The organism is Tabrizicola sp. T74 (assembly GCF_057219935.1).
The window spans coordinates 33893-56721 of the sequence record NZ_JBXVVT010000001.1; the positions used below are offsets into that span (position 1 = coordinate 33893).

Annotated in this window: 19 protein-coding genes; 4 read left to right on the forward strand and 15 right to left on the reverse strand. The window is 65.4% G+C overall.

The window, feature by feature from the left end; genetic code table 11:
* Nucleotides 1–17 precede the first annotated feature (17 nt).
* The gene (gene truA / locus AC2EAL_RS00180) at nucleotides 18–791 is read left to right on the forward strand and encodes a tRNA pseudouridine(38-40) synthase TruA (protein WP_484722155.1); all 774 of its coding nucleotides are present in this window, start codon (nucleotides 18–20) and stop codon (nucleotides 789–791) included.
* A 75-nt stretch (nucleotides 792–866) separates the two neighbouring features.
* On the opposite strand, the gene AC2EAL_RS00185 is transcribed toward truA, so the two are convergent.
* The 9 genes from AC2EAL_RS00185 to AC2EAL_RS00225 form a co-directional block, all read right to left on the reverse strand.
* Entirely contained in the window at nucleotides 867–2936 is a 2070-nt protein-coding gene (locus AC2EAL_RS00185; RefSeq protein WP_484722156.1) for a 3'-5' exonuclease, read from the reverse strand.
* A 3-nt stretch (nucleotides 2937–2939) separates the two neighbouring features.
* Nucleotides 2940–3320, reverse strand: a complete 381-nt coding sequence (locus AC2EAL_RS00190) for a response regulator transcription factor (protein WP_484722157.1) — start codon at nucleotides 3318–3320, stop codon at nucleotides 2940–2942.
* A gap of 3 nt (nucleotides 3321–3323) precedes the next feature.
* Entirely contained in the window at nucleotides 3324–3842 is a 519-nt protein-coding gene (locus AC2EAL_RS00195) for a hypothetical protein (RefSeq protein ID WP_484722158.1), read from the reverse strand.
* A gap of 9 nt (nucleotides 3843–3851) precedes the next feature.
* Nucleotides 3852–5675, reverse strand: a complete 1824-nt coding sequence (locus AC2EAL_RS00200) for a DUF294 nucleotidyltransferase-like domain-containing protein (RefSeq protein WP_484722159.1) — start codon at nucleotides 5673–5675, stop codon at nucleotides 3852–3854.
* 62 nt (nucleotides 5676–5737) lie between these two features.
* A complete protein-coding gene (locus AC2EAL_RS00205) occupies nucleotides 5738–7690 on the reverse strand; it encodes a sodium:solute symporter family protein (RefSeq protein WP_484722160.1) in 1953 nt (650 codons plus the stop codon).
* A 15-nt stretch (nucleotides 7691–7705) separates the two neighbouring features.
* The gene (locus tag AC2EAL_RS00210) at nucleotides 7706–7963 is read right to left on the reverse strand and encodes a DUF4212 domain-containing protein (protein ID WP_484722161.1); all 258 of its coding nucleotides are present in this window, start codon (nucleotides 7961–7963) and stop codon (nucleotides 7706–7708) included.
* A gap of 62 nt (nucleotides 7964–8025) precedes the next feature.
* Nucleotides 8026–8688: an adenylate kinase gene (locus AC2EAL_RS00215; RefSeq protein WP_484722162.1), complete on the reverse strand. Its 663-nt coding sequence runs from the start codon at nucleotides 8686–8688 to the stop codon at nucleotides 8026–8028.
* 3 nt (nucleotides 8689–8691) lie between these two features.
* Nucleotides 8692–10656, reverse strand: a complete 1965-nt coding sequence (gene acs, locus AC2EAL_RS00220) for an acetate--CoA ligase (protein WP_484722163.1) — start codon at nucleotides 10654–10656, stop codon at nucleotides 8692–8694.
* A 299-nt stretch (nucleotides 10657–10955) separates the two neighbouring features.
* Entirely contained in the window at nucleotides 10956–12593 is a 1638-nt protein-coding gene (locus tag AC2EAL_RS00225; RefSeq protein WP_484722164.1) for a SulP family inorganic anion transporter, read from the reverse strand.
* 60 nt (nucleotides 12594–12653) lie between these two features.
* Between AC2EAL_RS00225 and AC2EAL_RS00230 the strand changes: the two genes are divergently transcribed.
* Nucleotides 12654–13136, forward strand: a complete 483-nt coding sequence (locus tag AC2EAL_RS00230) for a pyridoxamine 5-phosphate oxidase (RefSeq protein WP_484722165.1) — start codon at nucleotides 12654–12656, stop codon at nucleotides 13134–13136.
* A gap of 58 nt (nucleotides 13137–13194) precedes the next feature.
* Here AC2EAL_RS00230 and AC2EAL_RS00235 read toward each other — a convergent pair whose 3' ends face one another.
* From AC2EAL_RS00235 to AC2EAL_RS00250, 4 genes are all read right to left on the reverse strand, one after another.
* On the reverse strand, nucleotides 13195–15483 hold the full coding sequence (locus tag AC2EAL_RS00235) for a right-handed parallel beta-helix repeat-containing protein (RefSeq protein WP_484722166.1): 2289 nt from the start codon (nucleotides 15481–15483) through the stop codon (nucleotides 13195–13197).
* Between the two features lie 301 nt (nucleotides 15484–15784).
* Entirely contained in the window at nucleotides 15785–16162 is a 378-nt protein-coding gene (locus tag AC2EAL_RS00240) for a DUF4864 domain-containing protein (RefSeq protein WP_484722167.1), read from the reverse strand.
* A 253-nt stretch (nucleotides 16163–16415) separates the two neighbouring features.
* Nucleotides 16416–17006 carry a hypothetical protein gene (locus AC2EAL_RS00245; protein ID WP_484722168.1) on the reverse strand — a complete coding sequence of 197 codons (591 nt, stop codon included), beginning with the start codon at nucleotides 17004–17006 and terminating at the stop codon, nucleotides 16416–16418.
* A 52-nt stretch (nucleotides 17007–17058) separates the two neighbouring features.
* The gene (locus AC2EAL_RS00250) at nucleotides 17059–18639 is read right to left on the reverse strand and encodes a lysine--tRNA ligase (protein WP_484722169.1); all 1581 of its coding nucleotides are present in this window, start codon (nucleotides 18637–18639) and stop codon (nucleotides 17059–17061) included.
* 105 nt (nucleotides 18640–18744) lie between these two features.
* Here AC2EAL_RS00250 and AC2EAL_RS00255 point away from each other — a divergent pair, with 105 nt between their 5' ends.
* Entirely contained in the window at nucleotides 18745–19161 is a 417-nt protein-coding gene (locus AC2EAL_RS00255; RefSeq protein ID WP_137111449.1) for a tellurite resistance TerB family protein, read from the forward strand.
* A gap of 359 nt (nucleotides 19162–19520) precedes the next feature.
* On the opposite strand, the gene AC2EAL_RS00260 is transcribed toward AC2EAL_RS00255, so the two are convergent.
* Nucleotides 19521–20210 carry a DarT1-associated NADAR antitoxin family protein gene (locus AC2EAL_RS00260; protein WP_484722170.1) on the reverse strand — a complete coding sequence of 230 codons (690 nt, stop codon included), beginning with the start codon at nucleotides 20208–20210 and terminating at the stop codon, nucleotides 19521–19523.
* A gap of 12 nt (nucleotides 20211–20222) precedes the next feature.
* A complete protein-coding gene (locus AC2EAL_RS00265) occupies nucleotides 20223–20756 on the reverse strand; it encodes a DUF7002 family protein (protein ID WP_484722171.1) in 534 nt (177 codons plus the stop codon).
* Between the two features lie 446 nt (nucleotides 20757–21202).
* Here AC2EAL_RS00265 and AC2EAL_RS00270 point away from each other — a divergent pair, with 446 nt between their 5' ends.
* Nucleotides 21203–22765 carry a 2-isopropylmalate synthase gene (locus tag AC2EAL_RS00270; RefSeq protein ID WP_484722172.1) on the forward strand — a complete coding sequence of 521 codons (1563 nt, stop codon included), beginning with the start codon at nucleotides 21203–21205 and terminating at the stop codon, nucleotides 22763–22765.
* Nucleotides 22766–22829 lie beyond the last annotated feature (64 nt).

Below are 22829 nucleotides of genomic sequence, written 5' to 3' on the forward strand. Positions count from 1 at the left end.
CCGCGCTAGGGAAGGCCATGCCCCGCTATGCCCTGCAGATCGAATACGACGGCGGCCCCTTTGCGGGCTGGCAGCGGCAGGCGCAGGGGCTGCCCTCGGTGCAAGAGGCGGTCGAGCGCGCCCTGGGCCAACTGGAACCCGGTCCACACACCATCGCTGCCGCCGGGCGCACCGATGCCGGGGTCCATGCCACGGCGCAGGTGGCCCATGCCGACCTGACGAAGGACTGGGACCCGTTCAAGCTTGCCTCGGCGCTGAACGCCCATCTGCGTCCCGACCCGGTGGCGATCCTTGCCGCCGCAAGGGTTCCCGACGATTTCCACGCCCGCTTCTCGGCCACCGGCCGACGCTACACCTTCCGCCTTGTCGCCCGCCGCGCCCCGGTGACGCATGACCGGGGCCTCGTCTGGCAGGTGCTGAACCGGCTCGACATCGACGCCATGCGTGCCGGAGCGGCCCAACTGATCGGCAGCCACGACTTCACCACCTTCCGCTCGACCCTCTGCCAGGCGAAAAGCCCGGTGAAGACGCTGGACCGGATCGACATCAGCGAACACCCCTACCCCGGCGGCACCGAATACCGCTTCGACCTCGCCGCCCGCAGCTTCCTGCACAACCAGGTCCGGTCCATCGTCGGCACGCTGGAGCGGGTGGGCGCGGGGGCCTGGACGCCGCAGGACGTGAAGACAGCGCTGGAGGCCAGGGACCGCGCCGCCTGCGGCCCGGTCTGCCCGCCGCAGGGGCTATACCTGGTGGGCGTCAGCTATCCGGAAGACCCCTTCGCAGGGTGAGGCTCGTCGGGGACTTCGTCCCTCCTCGCAGGGCTCCACCGACGAGGAGCCGAAGGCGAACGAGGAGGCAACCGGTCAGTTCAGGTCCTTCAACAGCCGCCCGTGCTTGCGGACCTCGGTCAGGACTGCCCCGAAGGTCTCCAGCCCCCGGCCTGCCAGCATCGGCACCAGCTTCAGGAAGGCATCCGCCGTGGCGACGGTGTCGCCGAGGGCCGTATGGCGGTCCTCCTCAGGGATGGTGATCCCGAGGCGATGCGACAGCGCGTCCAGACTATGCACCTCATGCTGGCCGTAGACCACGGCGGACAGAAGCACCGTGTCCAGCACCGGCATGTCGAAACTCACCCCCAGCTGCCCCTCGACCCGACGCAGGAACTCCATGTCGAAGGGGGCGTTATGCGCGATCAGCACCGCGCCTTCCGCGAACTTGTGGAACCGGCGCACCACATCCGCCACCCCCGGCGCATCGGCCACCATCGCGTCGGTGATCCCGTGCACCTCGGTCGACACCGCCGGGATCGGCCGGCCAGGGTTCACCAGCGTGTCGAAGACCTCGCCCTCCACCCGGCGCCCGTTGACGATCCGAACGGCGGCCAGCTGCACGATCTCGTCGCCCTGGCGCGGGTTCAGGCCCGTCGTCTCGCTGTCGAAGACCACATAGGTCAGCTTGTCGAGCCGCGCCTCCGCCAGCCGGTCGGTGCGTGCAGGAGACAGGAGGTCGAAGTCGTAGACGACCTTGCGCGCCACCGGCTTCGGGCGGGTCACGGCGCGGCGGGCCTGGCGGATCGGCAGACAGACCGCCGGGCGACCGTCCGGCAGCGGCTCGGGCCAGATCTCGGTGGCATGGGCAGCCAGCGCAGCGCGCGCGGGCCGGTCCGGCAGGTCGGGCGACAAGGGCTCGGCCAGCCAGCGGTCCAGCTCGCCCACTCCGACCCGTGCGCCGCTCCAGACCAGACGTATCACCGCGCCGCTGTCCTCCTCGTCGATCACCAGCTCAAGCCGCCGCCCTTCGGCCCGGTCCGCCAGTCGCCGCGCCAGGCTTTCCAGAAGCGTCAGGATCTCATAGCCGTTGCAGCGCAGGATCAGATCGGCAGTCCGCGCCTCGACCGCAATTCCCGACGCGGCCAGCCGGGCCTTCAGCCCTTCGGTCAGGTCCGCCGCCCGCGTGGCAGGCAGGGCCGCCAGCTCGGCCTGGCCTTCATCGCGCGCCGCGGCAAAGCCGGTCACCGCCAGCGACAGGCGCGCGACTTCGTCCTTCATCGCCTGCAGCATCGGGGGCGGCACCGCATCTTCGGCGATGACCTCGATCAGCGCGGTCAGGGTCGCGGCCGGGCGGCGCAGGCTGTCGATGGCCGTCTCCAGCATCGCCTCGCGGCGGGCCTCCGCCGCCATGTCGCCGGTGATGTCGCGCAAGGTCAGGACATAGCCCTGCGTGCCGCCATCGCCCAGAAGCCGCATTCGCGCGGCGAGCACCCGAGCGCCGGTCGTCGTGGTGCACAGAAGGTCCGACACCGCGTCGGGGTCGCCGGTGGCCACCAGTCGTTCATGCGCCAGTTGCAGGGGCGCGGCGTGGAGATAGTCGAAGAGCTTGCGATCCAGCCCCGCTTCCAGCCCCCGGCTGGTGCCGATGATGTCGGCGGCGGGGCCGTTGTAGAAGACCAGCGCATGGTCTGCGGAACAGAGGATCACCCCCACCGGCACATCCGAAAGCAAAGCCTCAAGCCGCGCCTTTTCCGACCCCAGGCGCAGGGTCTCCCGCGCCACCGCCTCGGCCAGGGCCGACCGCGTCTCGGCCAGGCTTTGCGCGGCGGCCTGGGCGGCGGGGGCCAGGTCGCCCAGATAGCGGGCGATGGCCGCGTCCATCTCGGCGGTGACGTCGGAATGGGCGCGGGCGCGCAGGGCGCCAGAGAGGGTCTCGATGGGCTTGGCGACGTTCAGGTCGAACAGGTACCAGACAGTGGCCACCAGCCCCAGCGCCGCAAACCCGGCCAGCACGCCCGCCTGCACGAACCCCTGCCCCACCCCGGGCTGGCCAAGTCGGCTGTACCCCAGCCAGAGGCCCAATCCGGTCGCCGCAAGGATCGCGGCGGCAAGGCCCGCGAAGATCAGGAAGACCCGCAGGCGAAGGCTGAGGCGGGTGAGCATCCGCTATGCTCCTGGAGCCAGAAGCCGCCGCACCTCGTCGCGCAGGTCCTTGAGTTCGAAGGGTTTCGAGATGAACCCATCCGCCCCAAGCGCAATCCCCTTGCGCCGTTCGATGGTCGATCCCCGGGCGGTCATCATCAGCACCTTCACGTCCGACAGCGAGGGATCGGTGCGGATGCCCTCGCAGATCTCATAGCCCGAGACCTCGGGCAGCATGACGTCCAGCAGGACCAGGTCGGGATGGGTGTCGCGGATGCGCGGCAATGCATCGGCCCCGCTGGCCACGCGGTCATGGTCATAGCCCTCGCGGGTCATCAGGTAGTCCAGCGCGACGGCGATGTTGTCCTCATCCTCGACGACAAGGATGCGCGGCTTGCGGTCCATGCCCTACCCCTCCTTGCAGGCGGCCTCTTGCAGGCCGTCGGTTCCACTCAGCACCACCCAGTCGGCCCCGGTCAGGGTCCCGTTCGCGTCGATCGCCATCCCCTCGGTCACCGGCACGCGGCGGTTCCCGGCGCAGTCGAAGACCATCAGCGCGTTCTGCGGGTTCTCCCAGCGGGCAAAGCCGAAGACCGGGGCGACGATCAGCTCGTTCCGCTCCGGGTGGCGGGCCAGTTTCGAGCTGTCGAGCGCGGTGAAGCGGTTGATCAGCGGCACGACATAGGTCCAGGGCCGCAGAGGCGAGGCGGTCGCCTCCTCGTTCGCCACGACGAACTGGCCCGGAAGCGCGCGCGAGACGCGGTCGAACCAGCTGTATTCCATGTAGATCGCGGTTCCGATCAGCCCGGCGCCCGCCGCGACCGGCGTCAGCCAGCCGGGGATCGCCGGAACCTTCTTGCGCAGCGCCCAGAGGAACAGGCCCACGGTCAGGGCGACGAAGAACGAACCGAGGAGTTCAAAGGTCATCTTGGGGTCTCAACTCCTGGCGCCGCGGGATGATCCCACGGCGGATTGCATGGTGCGGACGACGACGAAGGCGTCGCGCAAGTGGCTGCGTTCAAAATCCGACAGTTCCGACGGCGCGATGAAGTTGTCGGGCTTCTCGCCCGCCTTCACGCGACGCGCCTGATGCTGCAGCCGGGTTTCGGCGATCAGGTCATAGGCGTCGAGCAGATCGGTCCCGCCGCTGTGGCTGATGACCCCCGCCTCGACCGCCGCTTCCAGCCTGGCGCGGGTGTTCACCGCCGGCAGCTCGCCGATCAGCGCATAGACGCGGCCCAGGTCCACCACCGGCACGACGCCGTTCATCTTCAGGTCGATGTGGTTCTTGTGCTCGCCCGACCGGATCGTCGCAAAGCCGCGCAGAAGGCCCAAGGGCGGGTTGTGCTTCAGGCTGTTCGAAATCATGTGCGCCACGAAGATCGAGTTCTTCGCGGCCATATCCAGCACCTCGGCCTGCAAGTCGCTGTAAAGGCTTGCCGTCCCGCCGATGGGCCGCAGGTCGAACATGACCGATGCCAGCATCTGCGCCATCGGGTCCGGCGTCGTCACCCATTTGCGGAAATAGCCGCGCCAGACCGACATCCGCTGGCACCATTGCGGGTTCGTGGCCATCATGTCACCGGGGCAATAGACGTAACCGCAGGCGTTCAGCCCGTCCGACACGATCTTCGCCAGCTTCGCGAAATAAGCCATGTCGGCATCCGACGCGGCATCGTCGATCATCAGGCAGTTGTCCTGGTCGCTGACGCCGGTCTGCTCTTGCCGCCCCTGGGACCCACAGGCGAGCCAAAGGTAGGGGACCGGCGCCGGTCCCAGTTCCGCCTCGGCCATCGCCAGCAGGCGGCGCGTCACCGTATCGGCGATGTCGGTAATCAGGCGCGTGACGACCTCATGCGCCGACCCGCCCCCGACCAGCTGCACCAGAAGCTGCGGAATCCGCGCGGTGTTCTCGGCCAGCTCTGCCACTGTCCCCGCCGTCGCCGCATCGCGCACCAAGAGCGCCGAGGACACCGCCTGGAACCGCACCAGATCGGTCTGGGTAATCATCCCGACGAGCTTGCCGTCATCCACCACCGGCAGATGCCCGATCCGGTGTTCCAGCATCCGGTTCAGCACGTCCGACCCCAGACTGTCCGGCGTCAGCACCATCGGGTCCGCCGCCATCACCCGGCTGACCGGGGCCGCAGGGTCCAGCCCCTCGGCCAGCACCTTGTTCACGAAGTCCCGCGCGGTGACGATGCCGACCAGACGCTCGCCCTCGGTCACCGCCAGGCACGAGATATGAGCCTGCCGCATCGTTTCAGCCGCCTCGCGGATCGTGGTCTTCGGCGGAACCGCAATCGGCGCGCGGGCGATCAGGTCGCCGACCTTGCGGGTCGAGATGTCGGCCGCGCGGTTGTCCTGCCCCCGACCCCGATGGAAGAACCGCTCGAAGGCCGGATAGGTCGCGATCAGGCGGCGGAACTCCACCTCGGGCAGCATCAGGATCTCGGCGCCCTCACTGGCCCGCGCCGTCGTCACCGCGATCCCGTCGCGCATCAGCCCGCGCTCGCCGAAACTGTTGCGGGGACCCAGAAGCGAGACCAGACCGCCCGAAGGCTCCAGCACTTCCACCGACCCGTCGAGGATCAGGTAGATCCCCGTCATCGGCTGACCCGCCGCATAGATCACGGCGCCGTCGTCGAAATGCCTGCGGCTGAAAGAGGCGGCGACCCGCGCCATCTCGTCCCGCGGCAGGCTGTCATAGGGGTGCACCGTCTCCAGGAAGGCCAGAAGCTTGGTGCTGTCCTGATCCATGATCCCAGGTGTCCGGTGAAAAAGGGATGCGCCCCCGGGGTGGTCCCGGGGGCGCAAGGGCCTTAGTGGGCCTGGGCCTTGCCCGCACCTTTCGGCACGCGGATCGACTGGATCAGGTCCTGCACTTCCTGCGGCGGAGCCTTGGTCATCATCGAGACGATGTAGGCCGTCGCAAAGTTCAGCAGCGCGCCGATCGGACCGAAGGCCGCCGGAGAGATGCCGAACCAGTGCTGGTCAGGCGTGTTCGGGTACACGTTCGTGCCGGGGATGAAGAACCAGCCCAGGAACAGGAAGATGTAGACCGAGGTCGTGATCAGGCCGACGATCATGCCGGCAATCGCGCCTTCCTTGCCGATGCGGGTCGAGAAGATACCCATCATCAGCACCGGGAAGATCGTCGCGGCTGCCAGACCGAAGGCCAGTGCCACCACCTGCGCGGCAAAGCCGGGCGGGTCATAGCCAAGCCAGGTCGCCAGCACGATGGCGAAGGCCATCGAGATCCGTGCGGCCAGAAGCTCGCCCTTCTCGCTGATCTTCGGGTTGATCGCACCCTTGATCAGGTCGTGGCTGATGGCCGAGGAAATGGCCAGCAGCAGGCCCGCAGCGGTCGACAGCGCGGCGGCAAGACCACCGGCGGCGACAAGGGCGATGACCCAGCCGGGCAGAGCAGCGATCTCAGGGTTCGCCAGAACCATGATGTCGTTGTTGACCGTGGTCAGTTCGTTGCCGACGATGCCCTGCTCGGCCAGCGACTTGCCACCGATGCCGTTGGCCGGATCGGCCAGCGCGGCATCCACCGCAGCCTGAGCCTCGACGACCTTGGCTTCCAGCGCCGCCTTGTCGGCGTCGGCAGCAGCCTCTTCCAGGGCCTTCTTCGCGGCAGCCAGCGCCGCATTGGCGTCGGTCACCGGCTTCTTCTCGTTGAAGTACTGGATCATGCCGTCGCCGTTCTTGTCCGAGAACGCCAGAAGGCCAGTCTTTTCCCAGTTCCGGATCCAGGCGAGGTCCGGGTTGCTGTCGATCTCGGCGATCGTAAGCGCGGGCTTCGAGAAGGTCTCGCCGTCGATCGCACCAGGCCAGAAGGTGGTGGTGATGTTCAGACGCGCCATCGAACCCACGGCGGGGGCGACGGTGTAAAGCAGCGCGATGAACACCAGGGCCCAGCCGGCCGAGATGCGGGCGTCCGACACTTTCGGCACGGTGAAGAAGCGGATGATCACGTGCGGCAGGCCCGCGGTCCCGATCATCAGCGACATCGTGACGAGGAACATGTTCAGCATGTTCGTGGTGTCGGCAGTATAGGCGGTGAAGCCAAGGTCGGTCACGACCTGGTCAAGCTTGTCCAGGAAGTAGGTCTCGCCACCCGAAGGCGCATAGGTCCCGATGAAGCCCAGCTGCGGCAGGATGTTGCCGGTCAAGTTCAGCGAGATGAATAGCGCCGGGATGGTGTAGGCGATGATCAGCACGATGTACTGCGCCACCTGGGTGTAGGTGATGCCCTTCATGCCGCCGAACACCGCATAGGCGAACACCACCGCCGAGCCGATCAAGAGGCCCGTCGTGGTCGACACTTCCAGGAAGCGCGCGAAGGTCACGCCCACGCCCACCATCTGCCCGATAACGTAGGTGATCGAGATCACCAGAAGGCAGATCACGGCGATCATGCGAGCGCCGGTCGAATAGAAGCGGTCACCGACGAATTCCGGCACGGTGAACTTGCCGAACTTGCGCAGATAGGGGGCAAGCAGCAGCGCCAGAAGCACGTAGCCGCCGGTCCAGCCCATCAGGAAGACCGAGTTGTTGTAGCCCCCGAAGGCGAGGAGACCCGCCATCGAGATGAAGGACGCGGCCGACATCCAGTCCGCCGCCGTCGCCATGCCGTTCATGACCGGGGGCACGCCCTGGCTCGCGGCATAGAATTCCGCGGTCGAACCCGCCCGGGCCCAGAACGCGATCCCGAAATACAGCGCGAAGGACGCGCCGATCACGAGAAGGTTGAGAGTAAACTGGTCCATCTGTCCCTGGCCCCCTTACTCTTCCACGCCGTGGGCGCGGTCGATCCCGTTCATGACCTTCGCGTAGACGAAGATCAGGATCAGGAACACGAAGATCGAGCCGTTCTGCGCGAACCAGAACCCAAGGTCGGCACCGCCGACGCTGATCCCGGAAAGTGCCGGCCGAAGCAGGATGCCAAGCCCGAAGGAACAGCCGAACCAGATGATCAAGGAAATGACGATGACCTTGATGTTCGCTGCCCAATAGGCGTTGGCAGAGGTTTTGTCTGCCATGAGGTGAACTCCCTTGTTTGTTTTCCGCACCCCCGGGGGATCCAGGGGAACGGCCCCTCCCGTCAGGCTGAGACGCGCCCCACGATGTCGGCCAGTCTGGCGCGGATACCGTCGATGGACCCCATCGCCGGCACCCGTTCCAGAACGGACAGACGGTCGTAATGCGCGATCAGCGGTGCCGTTTGGGCGTGATAGGCGGTCAGCCTTTCGCGCACCGTCTCGGCGTTGTCGTCGGCGCGGCGCTTGAACGCCGTGCCGCCGCATTTGTCGCAGGTCCCCGCCGTGGCGGGCTGCTTGAACTCGTCATGATAGCCTTCGCCACAGGTGGCGCAGGTATAGCGGCCGGACACGCGGGCGATCATCGCCTCGTCCTCGACCTCCAGGCTGATCGCGGCGGTGACCCGCCCACCGGCCTCGGCCAAAAGCTTGTCCAGCGCTGCGGCCTGCGGTCCCGTGCGGGGAAAGCCGTCCAGGATCACGCCCCGGCCCACGTCCGGCTCGGCCATCCGGTCTTTCAGGATCGCCAGCACGATGTCATCCGACACCAGCTGCCCGGCCTCCATCACTGCCTTGGCCTTCCTGCCCGCCTCGGTCCCCGCCGCGACGGCAGCGCGCAAAAGGTCGCCGGTCGAAAGCTGGACCAGACCGAAGTCTTCCTCCAGCATCCGCGCCTGCGTGCCCTTGCCCGCGCCGGGGGGACCAAGAAGGATCAGGACAGGTCCCATCCCTCAGCCCTTGTTCATGCGGTTGGCGATCAGGTCGTCCACGACCGACGGATCGGCCAGCGTCGAAGTATCGCCCAGCGCGCCAAAGTCGTTCTCGGCGATCTTGCGCAGGATGCGGCGCATGATCTTGCCGGACCGCGTCTTCGGCAGGCCCGGGGCCCACTGGATCAGGTCGGGCTTGGCAATCGGGCCGATCTCGGTCCGGACCCAGGCCTCAAGCTTCTTGCGCAGGTCCTCGGAGGGCTCGATTCCCTTCATCAGCGTGACATAGGCATAGATGCCCTGCCCCTTGATGTCGTGCGGGTAACCCACGACCGCCGCCTCGGCCACCGCCTCATGCGCCACGAGCGCGCTTTCGACTTCGGCCGTGCCCATCCGGTGGCCCGAGACGTTGATGACGTCATCGACCCGGCCCGTGATCCAATAATAGCCGTCCGCATCGCGGCGGCAGCCGTCGCCGGTGAAGTAATAGCCCTTGTACTGGCTGAAATAGGCCTCTTCGAACCGCGCATGGTCGCCCCACAGCGTCCGCATCTGTCCTGGCCAGCTGTCGGTGATGCACAGGACGCCCTCGGTCGCCGTTTCCGTCTGCACCTTGGCGGTCGCGGGGTCCAGGACCTCGGGCTTCACACCGAAGAACGGCTTCGTGGCACTCCCCGGCTTCTGCGGGATCGCGCCCGGGATCGGCGTGATGATGTGCCCGCCGGTTTCCGTCTGCCAGAACGTATCCACGATCGGGCATTTCCCCTTGCCGACATGGGTGTTGTACCAGGACCAGGCTTCGGGGTTGATCGGCTCCCCGACCGAGCCCAGAAGCTTCAGGCTGGACAGATCATGCTTCTCCACCCACTCCGGCCCCAGGCCCATCAGGCTGCGGATCGCGGTCGGCGCGGTATAGAACTGGTTGACCTTGTGCTTGGCGCAGACCTCCCAGAAGCGGCCCGCGTCCGGGTAGGTCGGCACGCCCTCGAACATCAGCGTCGTCGCGCCATTGGCCAGCGGGCCATAGACGATATAGCTGTGCCCCGTGACCCAGCCCACGTCCGCCGTGCACCAGAAGATGTCGCCGTCATGGTAATCGAAGGTCACCTGATGCGTCAGGCTCGCATAGACCAGATACCCCCCCGTCGTATGCACCACGCCCTTCGGTTTCCCCGTCGACCCAGAGGTATACAGGATGAACATCGGGTCTTCCGCGCCGACCTCGACATACGGACAATAGGGCTTGGCCGCCGCCATCTCTGCCGTCAGGTCAAAGTCGCGGCCATCGACCCAGCTCGTCTGGTCCCCGGTCCGCTTGACCACCAGCACCTTGACCTTGTCCGAGCAATGCAAAAGCGCCTTGTCGGTGTTGTCCTTCAGCCCGGTCTTCTTGCCGCCGCGCGGAGCCCAGTCGGCAGTGATGACGACCTTGGCCTCAGAGTCGTTGACCCGGTTCGCCAGCGCGTCAGGCGAGAAGCCCCCGAACACGATGGAATGGATCGCCCCGATCCGCGTACAGGCCAGCATCGCATAGGCGGCCTCGGGGATCATCGGCATGTAAAGGACGACCCGGTCGCCCTTGGTCACGCCATGCGCCTTCAGCACGTTCGCCAGGCGGCAGGTCTGCTCAAGTAAATGCGCATAGGTGATGTGCTGCGCGGGTTCCTTCGGATCATCGGGTTCCCAGATGATCGCGGTCTGGTTCGCTCGGGTCAGCATGTGGCGGTCGATGCAGTTGGCGCTGACGTTCAGGACGCCATCCTCGAACCACTTGATCGAGATGTTGCCCGGCGCGAACGAGGTGTTCTTGACCTTCGTGTAAGGCTTGATCCAGTCCAGCCGCAGCCCTTCCTGGCCCCAGAACCCCTCAGGGTCCTTCACCGAGGCCGCATACCGCGCCTCGTAGGCTGCCGCATCCACATGGGCTTTCGCCACGAAATCGGGCGATGCAGGGTAGATGGATTTCCGGGCACTCTGGTCGGTCATGGCGATCCTCCTTGCCGATGGGGCCCGGCCAATGACCCCTCGACTGCTGTCATTCCGTCCCGCGGAACGCTCTCTCCCGCCATAATGTTACCACTTTGTGAAGAATCGTGTAACCCCCTAATTCTGCATCATATTTCTGTAAATTTATTGACCCCTTTGCCGTCAATACTGTAAAGACCTGAAAAGGGCGGCCCGAAATCCCCTTGGTTTTCAACCCGATGCGCCTCACGCGGGCGTGAGCAGGCGTGACCGCGGAATCCGTTAGCGCAAACGGGGGTGCCGGCCCGGTTCCGGAAGTGTCAGGTCGATTCGGACCCGACGTCGAGCAGCCGGTCCACCGCCGCCAGATCGGGCAGGAACCGCACCTCCGGCTCGCGCAGGCCCTGTGCCTCCAGCTGATGGCGCAAGGGCGGGCGCAAGCCCACAAGGAACAGCCGCCCGCCCCGCTTGTGCGCCCGCGCGGCCAGCGAACGCACCCCCCGCGCGCCGGAACTGTCGATCAGCGGCACGCCCGACATCTCCAGCACCAGCACGCGCGGGCTTTCGGCGATCCGGTCCAGGACACTGCCCAACTGCGCCGCGGCGCCAAAGAAATACGGACCCTCCAGGTGATAGACCACCCGGTCAGGCCGCGGGGTCTCCAGCTGCTCCTCGCGCGGGCGCATCGCGGCGGTCTCGGACATCCGCTTGATGAACACCAGGCCCGCCAGGGCAAAGCCCACCACGATCCCTTCGGTCAGGTCGCGGAAGACGACCAAAAGGAAGGTCACGCTGACCACCAGCGCATCCCCCCGGGACGACTTCAGCAGCGCCGCAAACTCATGCCGTTCGGCCATGCCCCAGGCGACGACGGCCAGCACACCCGCCAGGGCGGCAAGCGGGATATAGGCGGCAAGGGGTGCCGCGACGGCCATGAAGACCAGAAGGAAGACCGAATGCAGCATCCCCGACACCGGCCCCCGGCTCCCCGCCCGCACGTTGGTCGCGGTGCGCGCGATGGTCCCGGTGACGCAGAACCCGCCAAAGAGGCTCGACCCGATGTTCGCCACCCCCTGCGCCACTAGTTCCGCATTCGACCGATGCCGCGCGCCCGACATCCCGTCCGCAACCACTGCGGACAACAGCGATTCAATCGCCCCGAGCAGCGCGAAACTCAGCGCCCAGGGCAGCGCGATCTGAACCTCGGCCCAGGACAGGCCCGGCATGACAGGCATCGGCAGGAAATGCGGCAGTTCTCCGAACCGGTTGCCGATGGTCGCGACCGGCAACTGGAACACCGCGACAAGCGCCCCGGCCAGCGTGACGGCGATCAGCATTCCCGGCCAGTGCGGTCGGACCCGCCGCAAACCCAGGATCAGCCCTGCGGTCAGGACAGCGATGGCCAGGGCGGCAGGCGTCACCGTATCCCGCGCGGCCCAAAGCGCCTCGACCTTCTGCAGGATCTCGGCCGGCTCGCCCCCGAGCAAGGTCAGCCCGAAGATCTCGCGCAGCTGGCTGGCAAAGATGATGACGGCAATCCCGGCGGTAAAGCCCACCGTGACCGGATAGGGGATATAGCGGATGTAGGTCCCCAGGCGCAGCACCCCGGCCAGGATCAGGACCAGCCCGGAAAGGAAGGTCGCCAGGATCAGCCCCTGCAAACCCGTTGCCATGACACAGGCCGAGACGAGCACGATGAACGCCCCCGCCGGCCCGCCGATCTGATAGCGCGACCCGCCCAGCGCCGAGACGAGGAAGCCGCCAACGATGGCCGTATACAGCCCGCGCTCGGGCCCAACCCCACTCGCGATCGCGATCGCCATCGACAGGGGCAGCGCCACGATCGCAACGGTCAGCCCGGCCAGCGCATCGGCACGGAGCGCGGCCAGGCCGTAGCCCTCGCGCCAGACGGTCAGGAGTTTCGGAGTGAATTCGGGGCTCTGGCTTGTGCCGAACATGATCCCGGCCTATCGATTGGGCACAGGATAACGCCCCACCCGACCCCGCTGTCAATCGCCATGACCACCCGCCCCGACCCCGTCCAGACCGCGACCGAGGATGCCCTCACCCTGGCCCACCAGCTTCTGGGGCTTGGCCATGCCGCGCTGGCGTGGCAGGACCCCGACACCGGCACTCCCGGGATCAGCCGCATCGCCTTTCACCGCGACCCCGAGGCAGGGCTCCTGACGCTCGTCTCGGGGCTTGCGCCGCACTTCCGCGCGCTGCGCGACCGGCCCGACTGCGCGCTCATGCTGGGCGAGGTCGGCGACAAGGGCGATCCCCTTACCCACCCCCGCCTGATGATCCGCGCACGGGCAGCCTTCGTGGCCCCCGACGACCCCGCCCGCCCCGGCCTCCGCGACCGCTGGCTGCAGCAGAACCCGAAGGCCACGATCTACATCGACCTGCCCGACTTCGCCTTCGTCCGCCTGACCCCGATCTCGGCCCTGTTGAACGGCGGCTTCGCTCGCGCCTTCCACATCGCGCCCGAGGACCTGTGAAGACGGGCGGCCCCGCAGGACCGCCCGCCAGAAGTGTCGCCGAAACCTTTTCCCCGGATCAGGCCGGCACGTCCATCCGCATGGTGACAATCGCCCGGCCCCGGACCGCCTCGCCCCAGCGGATCTGCGCCTCGTTGCCCCCCGCCCCGGTGCCCGGCACCGAATAGGGGAAGACATAGCGCGCCGCGTTCGAGGCGTTCAGGATGATCCCCTCCGGTGCCACTGACTCGACCATCCGGATCCGCCCGCCGAACGGCACGAACCCGCCCGCGCTGACGTTCCACGTCTCGGCTGCGGTGTTCTGGTTATGCACGACCTGCACCGGGTTGATGATCCACTGGGCCACGCCGTTGAAGCTGTTCCCCTCGACCCGCACGTTGCGGGACCTGGTAAAGTCCAGCGTCGCGAAAGAGGAGTCCACCACCTCCACCCGGTCAACGGTCAGGCCAAAGCAACGGAAGCTGTTGTTGGTGATCGACATCCCGCTTATGAAATGCCCCGGCCCATAGGGCTTGATCACGATCCAGCGGTAGGCCGGGATCGTGTCCGAGGCGATGAACACGTTGCCTACGATGTTCAGGCCGCCGAACGAGAACTCGCCGTTCTCCGCCGGATCCGAGTCATGTTCGTTGCCCCATTCGATATGGCAGTTGTCGATGTAGTTGCCGGTGACCACGGTCGACACGTTCGTCTGCGTGAACACCAGCCCGGCCCGGCGTAGGCCCGACCCGACGCTGTCGCCCTGGAAGAAGTGGTTGGCGTGGATCAGGTGGCCTGTGCCATGGACGATGGCGAAATGCGCAAAGCGCACGACCCGGTTGTTGCGCAGCTTGGTGTCGTTCGCGTTGATGTTCAGCGCGATCGAGGTCCGGTCCAACACCGCAATCGACTGTTCGTTCGACAGGAACTGGCACATGTCGACGAACATGCCCTGGCAGCCTTCCCCCAGCGAGGTGATGCCCCTGTCCTGCGGCCTGTTGAAGGTGCAGGACACAAAGCGCTGGGTGTTGCCAGAGACCGGCAGCATCACCGCCGAGCCGACGCCGTTGTTGTTGAACTCGATATCCTCGAACTCGAACCGCGACAAAAGCTCGAACCCGCTGAAGTCCAGCATGTACTTGAACCGGCGGAAGGTATAGGTCCGCGTCCCCACCGCAGCGTACAGAGGCTGGCTCAGCGTGAGGGTGCCCGCCGCCACGTTCTTCGCGGTGACATAGACCTCGCGCCCGACTCCGGTGCCAATGACCAGCGATCCGACCTGGATGTTGGCCACGTTGGCCACCCCGGTCAGCGTCAGGTTGGCCGATGTCGCGTAGGTCCCGATCGAGGTCGTATCCTCCGTCGCCCAGGCCGGCCCAGGCACTGCACTCAGCGACCCGTTGCGGATGCCGCGGCGGTTGCCAAAGTTCGTCAGCCCGCACAGCGCCGAAACGTCGATCGGCCCGGTGATGTCGACCCGGCGGCCCGACAGATCCAGCGTCACGTAATCGGTGAAGTAGAACAGCGCCTGCAGCATGCGCCGGAAACCCTCCAGCTCGGTCGCGAAGGCCTGGCTGTAGGTGTTCAGGTCATAGTTCCGCGTCAGCACCAGGCGGCGGTTCGTCGGCATCGACAGCGTGCCCTCGAACCGGATGCGGCTGTTGATCGTGACGTCCTGCGTCAGCCGGAACGTCCCCGACGGCACCAGGATCTCGCGACCCTGCGCATCGGCATCCGCTGCCAGAAAGGCCGGAGCATCGTTCGTCGTCCCGTTGCCCAGCGCGCCATAGTCGCGCACGTCGACCCAGTCCATCAGCTTGCGGATGAAGACGTTGGTCACGTCCTCGACCACGATGTCGTCGATCCGCACGACGCCACCGTTCGCCCCCGTCAGGTCCAGGCCGACATGGGCATAGATCGACTGCAAGGACCAGGGCAGCGTCACCCCGGTCCGGCTGGCCGGAGAGATGATCGCGCTCACAGTCACCACCTGGCCATAGGTCGTCAGCGCCACCGACGGCCCGGTCTGTGGCAGGCCCACCACGTTCTGCCCGTTGATATCCCCCGCCCAGGCCGCGATCCGGACCGAGGGCAGGTTCCCCGACACTGCCTTCAGCCGCACCGTCACCTGCAGGTACAGCCCCGGCTGGATCGGGGTCTGCGCGAAGGACCGGACCTTCTGCGTGGCCTCGGTCTTCTGCAGTTCCAGGCAGCCGCCGAAGTCCTGGTCGTTCGACACCAGCGCCGCGTTCGGCTGGCCCTGGTACGACCCCGAGCCGGGCGTCCCGTCCTCGCGCGACCAAAGGTTGAGGCCTGCCGAGAACGGCGGCGGCATCAGGACCAGCCCGTCAGTGATAGCCTTGTTCATCTTCGATTTCCCTTGCCTCGCTTCGCGCCACCGGCCTACGCGCGATGCGTCAGGACCCCGAAGGGCCACCTCTGACAAACCGCGCCGCCATGGGGCAAAGTGGGTAACAAGGAAGGCTTGACCGGGGCTTAGGGCAGCGCGCGCTGGCAAGGTCACCCGCGCAACAGCTGCGCGACGGTCAGGGTCGGCAAACTGCCGTCACCACCCCGCGTCCCCTCCCCCTGCCAGGGGGAGGGCCAGGGAGGGGGTTGCAACGCCCCAACTGCGACTGTCCTTGAGAAAAAGCCTCAGACGACCCGGCTCAGGCACCCACATCCGGCGCGGGCATCAGCTGGACGGCATTGATCTGCCAGCCTTCCGCCGTCTCGACCATCATGTAGTCCAGATACCAGCCTGCCCCGGCCTGGTCGACGATCCGGACCCGCTGCCACAGGTTCCCTGCGATCTCGCGCAGGTCCTGCATCTCGACGGTCGAGGGCCGGTAGACCATCGGATAGCCGTTCTTCACCATCGCCCCGAAATTCTCGGGCGTGCCGAACATCTGCTTGATGGTCGGGCTGGCAAAGGTGAAGGCGCGGGCGAAGTCGTCGGCCAGGAAGGCGTCGATCTGGCTCTGGATCGTGTTCTGGATCGGCTCTTCCTGCGCGGTGGCAGGCAGCGCCAGGACGGCAGACAGCAAGACAGCATAAAGACGATTGCGCATTGGCAAGTGCTCCGTGATCGGACGTCCCCTGAGGCAAACCTAGACCGCCCGCCCCAAAGTCAACGCCCCACGCGCCCAGGCACGGCGCCAATCCCCTTGCCCTTTGCCAAATACTCCTGCCGGAGGCCCCCATAACAACCCGCGCCATCGCCACATTCGGCGCACCGCCGCCTCCGCAAACGCCTCCCTCCCCCCTCCGTGGGGGAGGGATGGGGTGGGGGGCCGCCCGTCACAGAGGCGGCCGGTACAGCGTGGCAGAAAACCCCTCGGACACCGCACTCGTCTTGATGTCCATCCAGCCCGCCGCCCGGAACACCTCACGCACCCGCGCATCCGGCACCGCAGCCCCCTTGCCCTTGCCATGCACGCACCAGACCCGCAGGCCGGTCTTGCGCCCCGCGGCCAAAGCCGCCTCCAGATCACCAGGGCCCGTCAAAACCGCGACGATCACCGCCGCGCCCTCTGGCCCCGCGGCATTTGCCCCGGCGACCGCCACCGCGATCTCCTCCGGCGCAGGCCCGCCCATCACCCAGGCCCGCGCGTCCGCCGACACTCCCAGCTTCTGCGCCAGCGACGGCACCGGCTTCTCCAGCGCCTTCACCCAGGCCGCCGCCTCCTTCGCCCCGAGCGTCAGGACCAAAGACTCTCCATCCGAGCGCAGACGCAGGTCCTCCCCCTCGACCCGCCAGCCCATCAGACCGGCCCGAGGCAACTTCCCCCGCACCTCACCCCGCAGGATGATCCCGTCGCTCTCAAGATAGGCCTTCACCGCGCCGGAAGCGCCCCGCCAGATCGCATGCCCTTCCGCCTCGCGCCCCATAGCACCCTCCGCCGCAACCTGCCGCGAAGGATACCACCGGAAGCCGAAGCCGTCAGCCGACCAGCTCGCCCTTCAAGGCCCGCTCCATCAGCGCCACCGTCTCCTCGACGCCGTAAAGCGCGATGAACCCGCCGAACCGAGGCCCGTCCGAGGCTCCCAGCAGCACCTCATACAGCGCCTTGAACCAGTCGCGCAGCGGCTCGAACCCGTGCTCCTTGCCCACCGCAAAGACCATCGACTGCAGCGCCTCGTCGTCCAGCCCCCCGTCCCAGGCCTTCAACCGCCCGACCAGGTCCTCCATCGCCGCCCGCTCCTTCGCGTCCGGCAGACGGAACCCCCGGGTCGGAGCGATCTTGTCCGCGAAATACCGCACCGCGAACCCCGCCGCCCCATCGAGGTCCGGATGCGTCTCCGGCGACGCCTCCGGAGCATAGCGCCGGATGAACTTCCACAACCCCGCCGCATCCTTCGCCGCCGCGACCGAGGCCAGGTTCAGCAGCATCCCAAAGCTGACAACCATCCGGCTTTCGGGAGGCTTCCCCCCATGAATATGCCACACCGGGTTGTTCACCTGCCCCGCCACGTCCTGCGTCGGATAGGCCTTCAGCTGCTGGTGATACTCATCCACCGCCCGCGGGATCACGTCGAAATGCATCCGCTTCGCCGTCTTCGGCTTCTGGTACATGAAGTACGACAGGCTCTCCGTCGCCGCATAGGTCAGCCACTCATCAATGGTCAGCCCATTCCCCTTCGACTTCGAGATCTTCTGCCCCTGGTCATCCAGGAACAGCTCGTAGGTCATGTGGTTCGGCTTCCGCCCCCCCAGCACCTCGCAGATCCCGTCGTAGATCGGAGTGTTCGTCGAGTGGTCCTTCCCGTACATCTCGAAGTCCACATCCAGGGCCGCCCACCGAGCACCAAAGTCCGGCTTCCACTGCAGCTTCACATGCCCGCCCGTCACCGGCAGCGTCCACTCACGGCCCTGCTCGTCATCGAAGGTGATCGTCGCGTCCTTCGCATTGACCTCCTTCATCGGCACATACAGAACCCGCCCCGTCTCCGGATGGATCGGCAGGAAGCAGCTGTAGGTCTGCTGCCGCTCCTCCCGCAACGACGCCAGCATGATCGCCATGATCCGGTCATACCGCTCGGCACACAGCCGCAGCGTGTCGTCGAACCGCCCGCTCTTGTAGAACTCCGTGGCCGAGATGAACTCGTACTCGAAGCCGAACGTGTCGAGGAACCGCCGCAACATCGCGTTGTTGTGGTGCCCGAAACTCTCGAACTCGCCATAGGGGTCCGGGACCGAGGTCAACGGCTTCTGCATGTGCTGGCGCAGCATCTCCTGCTGCGGCACGTTCTCCGGCACCTTCCGCATCCCGTCCACGTCGTCCGAGAAACAGATCAGACGCGTCGGAATGTCGCTGATGATCTCGAAGGCGCGCCGGATCATCGTCGTCCGCGCCACTTCCCCGAAGGTCCCGATATGCGGCAACCCCGACGGCCCATAGCCCGTCTCGAACAGCACATACCCCTTCTTCGGCGGCGCCTTCTCGTACCGTTTCAGGACCGCGCGGGCCTCTTCAAAGGGCCAGGCCTTCGAATTCATCGCCGCATCGCGCAACGCACTCATCGCATCTCTCCTGAAACGGGGCCAACCCCCGACCGCCCGTCCTCTATTGCCCCCCCGCCCCCCCGTCAATAATCTGCCAGCCAAACCCGTGTCAGGAGCCGCCCAATGCCCGAATCCGCCATGTCCCCCCAAGACGCGCTTGTGGCCGTCATGGTCGCCTGCTCCGCCTCGGACGAGAACATGCGCACAGCCGAGCTGGTGGCGATCACCCGCATGGTCAACCACATGCCCGCCTTCGCCACCTACGACCCCGACCGCATCCAGCGCGTCACCCGCACCGTGTTCGACCTGTTCGAGGAAGAAGACGGCCTCGCCGCCCTCTTCGGCCTGATCCGCGAGGCATTGCCCGAGCGCCTCTACGAGACCGCCTATGCCCTGGCCTGCGACGTGGTCACCGCGGACGGGAGGCACTCCCAGGTCGAGCTCCGCATGTTGGAAGAGGTCCGCGAGGAGCTGAAGATCGACCGCCTCCACGCCGCCGCCATCGAATGGGGCGCGCGGGTGCGGCATATGGGGGTGTGAGGCCGCCCCAAACGCGCACCCCGTAGGTCGGGCTTCAGCCCGACTCCCTCCCCCCCTGTCATCCCCGCGCCCACCTGTCATCCCCGCGCAGGCGGGGATCCATACACGGCCAGCCACCGAACTCCCCGCCCGGACACGCCCGTAGGGTGCGCATTCATGGCGCACCACCCCACCACCCACCCCTCGCAACAATAGGGCCGCGCCCTCCCGGGGGGTGATGAGCGAAAAGAAATCCTGCAGTGGAGGATTTCCGCGAAGAACGCCCGGCCCGTGGCCGGGCAGTGGGGAGGGCGCGGCCCGGCGGGCTTCGTACTTTATTCCGGGCCATGGGATGAACCACCACAACTGGCGGAAGGTATTCAGAGCGTATCTTCGCGTTGGGCCATAGCTAACAATGTTCTGAACTCATCAAAATCACGCGCACATTCGATTGCCCTACCTCTCATCGAGAGAGCTTGGAACTCCGCCACCGCGCGCGCTTGGCAGTTAATTGACTTTCCTGGCGTAAATTCGATATCAGAATACGCTGCATAATCCAGATTCTTCTTGATCCATTCTTCGTACGGCGCAATCGCTCTCAGGTAGAGCCAATCATAGAATGCGTTCTTTGGTTCCGTCTCGAAATCTCTCCCCAAGAACCGAAACTTCACAATTGAACCTTCTCCTAGTTCTCTTATCCTTTTCTTTGCTTCAAAAGGACCAAGCTCTAACACTTCGCTATGCTGCCCTGATCGTGAGAAGACTTTTGAGCTTTGGTAAGCACTTTCCAACGATCGCATCACACCATCAACTTCGATCTTCAAACTAAATGCGGAGAGCCGACGCCCAACTTCATCTGGCGATTTTGTCGACACCTCCAAGACAGGGTAAATGCCCATAGATCGAGCTTTTTTGTGTAACTCGTATACATTCTTCTGTTTCTGGGAAACGGCAAAGCCACCATGCCAGGAAATCTCAATATCAATTGCTTCAACCAAAGGGCCGCCACCGAAACGGCCTTCGGAAAGCTTCCTGCCTTGAAGTGGCCTAAATATGGGTCTTATCGCCAACTCAACAGTCCATTAGAAGGCTTTTCCGATCAAACTTGGATCGACCCTATTGGGAACGAGGATCTCGAATTTTCTTTGCGCTTCCACAAGGTGCCGGACCTCGGCATAGGGCTTACCGTGATTAGTATAGAAGGTCTCAAAGTCGATGATGTTGATACCTTCCTCAACTGACAACCGCCGAGAGGCGGGAGAATTTGCCATTCCATCACAAAAGACAACGCCAGGAATCTTGAGCACCTCTAGGCTAATCGGCAGAAAAACTTGATCCGGATGCCGCCCATCAGCTTTGCAGGTTTTTGCCATTGGATGTTGCGGAGACAAAGCAAGGCTTACCTTGTCGTAGTTCCCAAGGCGTTGGTCAGAATGCCTACTTTCCACGTCACCGCCAGGATTAGTGGGCACTATCGACAGCCTTTCCAATTCGGCTTTCGATAGAAGCCCGTGCTTTCGAATGCTTTCTAAGTTAGGCCTATCAGTGAAGTGATAGACAAACTTGTACTTAAAGGATTCCCTCAGAACCCGATCAATGAACTCGTCAATTGTCATTTTTTGACCTACTTTTCAATCGCTCTGATCGCAATTTAAGGAGGTGCGATTGCGAAATCAAGGGATGTGTGCAGCGGTGGTCTCGAAGAGAGCTCAGAGATTTTGCCTTGTTTATTCCCATTAACCACCCCCTTAACAAACCCTTACCGTCCACACCCATTCCCCAGCAAAATCAACCCCTTACCCCCATCTGTCCACCGTGGACACCACACCGGAGTCCCTTGCGGCCCCCGCCCCCAAGAAACCCCCTTCCCTTCCCCGATTTCCCCCGTATAGTCGCCCCCCATGATCAGGGGCCGACATATCCACTCCCTCGGGGCCGTCTCGCGGCCTCTCCTGCCCCGTGGTCTCCTCCTTCTTAGCCGCCTCTGAGCGTGCCCCCGGGCGCGACCGCTCAGAGGTGACCAGCGCCCCCCCCCGGCCAAAGCTAAGAAAAGGACCCCACCATGACCCAAGATAAAGTCGTCATCTTCGACACCACCCTCCGCGACGGCGAGCAGAGCCCCGGCGCGACCATGACCCATGAAGAGAAGCTGGAGATCGCCTCCCTCCTCGACGAGATGGGCGTCGACATCATCGAGGCCGGCTTCCCCATTGCCTCCGAAGGCGACTTCGCCGCCGTGACCGAGATCGCGAAGCGGAGCCGGAACAGCACCATCTGCGGCCTCGCCCGCGCGAACTTCAAGGACATCGACCGCTGCTGGGAGGCGGTGAAGCACGCCCGCTCCCCCCGCATCCACACCTTCATCGGCACCTCCCCCCTCCACCGCGCGATTCCGAACCTCGACATGGACCAGATGGCCGACCGGATCCACGAGACGGTGACCCACGCCCGCAACCTCTGTGACAACGTCCAGTGGTCGCCCATGGACGCCACCCGGACCGAGCCCGACTACCTCTGCCGCGTCGTCGAAATCGCGATCAAGGCCGGCGCCACGACGATCAACATCCCCGACACCGTCGGCTACACCTACCCGATGGAGTCGGCGAAGATCATCCGCATGCTCCTCGAACGCGTCCCCGGCGCCGACACGATCATCTTCGCCACTCACTGCCACAACGACCTCGGCATGGCGACCGCCAACGCCCTCGCCGCCGTCGAAGCCGGGGCAAGGCAGATCGAATGCACGATCAACGGCCTCGGCGAACGCGCGGGCAACACGGCGCTGGAAGAGGTCGTGATGGCCATGCGGGTCCGGAATGACATCCTGCCGTTCCGGACGGGCATCGACACGACCAAGATCATGAACCTCTCCCGCCGCGTCTCCCAGGTCTCGGGCTTCCCGGTCCAGTTCAACAAGGCCATCGTCGGCAAGAACGCCTTCCTGCATGAATCCGGCATCCACCAGGACGGGGTCCTGAAGAACGTCCAGACCTTCGAGATCATGCGGCCCGAAGACATCGGCCTGACCCAGAAGAACATCGCGATGGGCAAGCATTCGGGCCGGGCCGCCCTGCGCGCCAAGCTGAAGGAACTGGGCTTCGACCTCGCCGACAACCAGCTGAACGACGTCTTCGTCCGCTTCAAGGCGCTCGCCGACCGCAAGAAGGAAGTCTACGACGACGACCTGATTGCGCTGGTCAGCGATGAGCAGACCAACGATGCCTACGAGTTCCTCCAGCTGAAGAAGCTGCGGGTCGTCTGTGGCACGGATGGCCCTCAGGAAGCCGAGATGGTCCTGTCGATCGACGGCAAGGACCACCACATCGACGCGACCGGGGACGGGCCTGTCGATGCCGCGTTCAACTGCGTGAAGATGCTCTTCCCCCACAAGGCGCGGCTCGAGGTCTACCAGGTCCACGCGGTGACCGAGGGGACGGACGCGCAGGCCACCGTGTCGGTCCGTTTACAGGAAGACGGGCGGATCGTGACGGGGTCCTCGGCCGATACCGACACCATCGTCGCCTCGACCCGGGCCTATATCAACGCGCTGAACCGCCTCATCGTCCGGCGGCAGAAGACGGCCCCGGGTGACGACGTGAAGACCGTCACCTACCACGCCGAGTGAGAATGGCCCGAAGTGTCCACGGTGGACATTTCGGGCAAACCTCTGATTCCAAAAACCTATCCCG

Coding starts and splice junctions, on each gene's coding strand:
- acs (WP_484722163.1), bottom strand. CDS start 10,656: ATGACCGACCAGAGTGCCCGGAAATCCATCTACCCTGCATCGCCCGAT.
- AC2EAL_RS00255 (WP_137111449.1), top strand. CDS start 18,745: ATGCCCGAATCCGCCATGTCCCCCCAAGACGCGCTTGTGGCCGTCATG.
- AC2EAL_RS00265 (WP_484722171.1), bottom strand. CDS start 20,756: ATGACAATTGACGAGTTCATTGATCGGGTTCTGAGGGAATCCTTTAAG.
- AC2EAL_RS00235 (WP_484722166.1), bottom strand. CDS start 15,483: ATGAACAAGGCTATCACTGACGGGCTGGTCCTGATGCCGCCGCCGTTC.
- AC2EAL_RS00190 (WP_484722157.1), bottom strand. CDS start 3,320: ATGGACCGCAAGCCGCGCATCCTTGTCGTCGAGGATGAGGACAACATC.
- AC2EAL_RS00205 (WP_484722160.1), bottom strand. CDS start 7,690: ATGGACCAGTTTACTCTCAACCTTCTCGTGATCGGCGCGTCCTTCGCG.
- AC2EAL_RS00200 (WP_484722159.1), bottom strand. CDS start 5,675: ATGGATCAGGACAGCACCAAGCTTCTGGCCTTCCTGGAGACGGTGCAC.
- AC2EAL_RS00215 (WP_484722162.1), bottom strand. CDS start 8,688: ATGGGACCTGTCCTGATCCTTCTTGGTCCCCCCGGCGCGGGCAAGGGC.
- truA (WP_484722155.1), top strand. CDS start 18: ATGCCCCGCTATGCCCTGCAGATCGAATACGACGGCGGCCCCTTTGCG.
- AC2EAL_RS00225 (WP_484722164.1), bottom strand. CDS start 12,593: ATGTTCGGCACAAGCCAGAGCCCCGAATTCACTCCGAAACTCCTGACC.
- AC2EAL_RS00245 (WP_484722168.1), bottom strand. CDS start 17,006: ATGGGGCGCGAGGCGGAAGGGCATGCGATCTGGCGGGGCGCTTCCGGC.
- AC2EAL_RS00250 (WP_484722169.1), bottom strand. CDS start 18,639: ATGAGTGCGTTGCGCGATGCGGCGATGAATTCGAAGGCCTGGCCCTTT.
- AC2EAL_RS00270 (WP_484722172.1), top strand. CDS start 21,203: ATGACCCAAGATAAAGTCGTCATCTTCGACACCACCCTCCGCGACGGC.
- AC2EAL_RS00210 (WP_484722161.1), bottom strand. CDS start 7,963: ATGGCAGACAAAACCTCTGCCAACGCCTATTGGGCAGCGAACATCAAG.
- AC2EAL_RS00195 (WP_484722158.1), bottom strand. CDS start 3,842: ATGACCTTTGAACTCCTCGGTTCGTTCTTCGTCGCCCTGACCGTGGGC.
- AC2EAL_RS00185 (WP_484722156.1), bottom strand. CDS start 2,936: ATGCTCACCCGCCTCAGCCTTCGCCTGCGGGTCTTCCTGATCTTCGCG.
- AC2EAL_RS00230 (WP_484722165.1), top strand. CDS start 12,654: ATGACCACCCGCCCCGACCCCGTCCAGACCGCGACCGAGGATGCCCTC.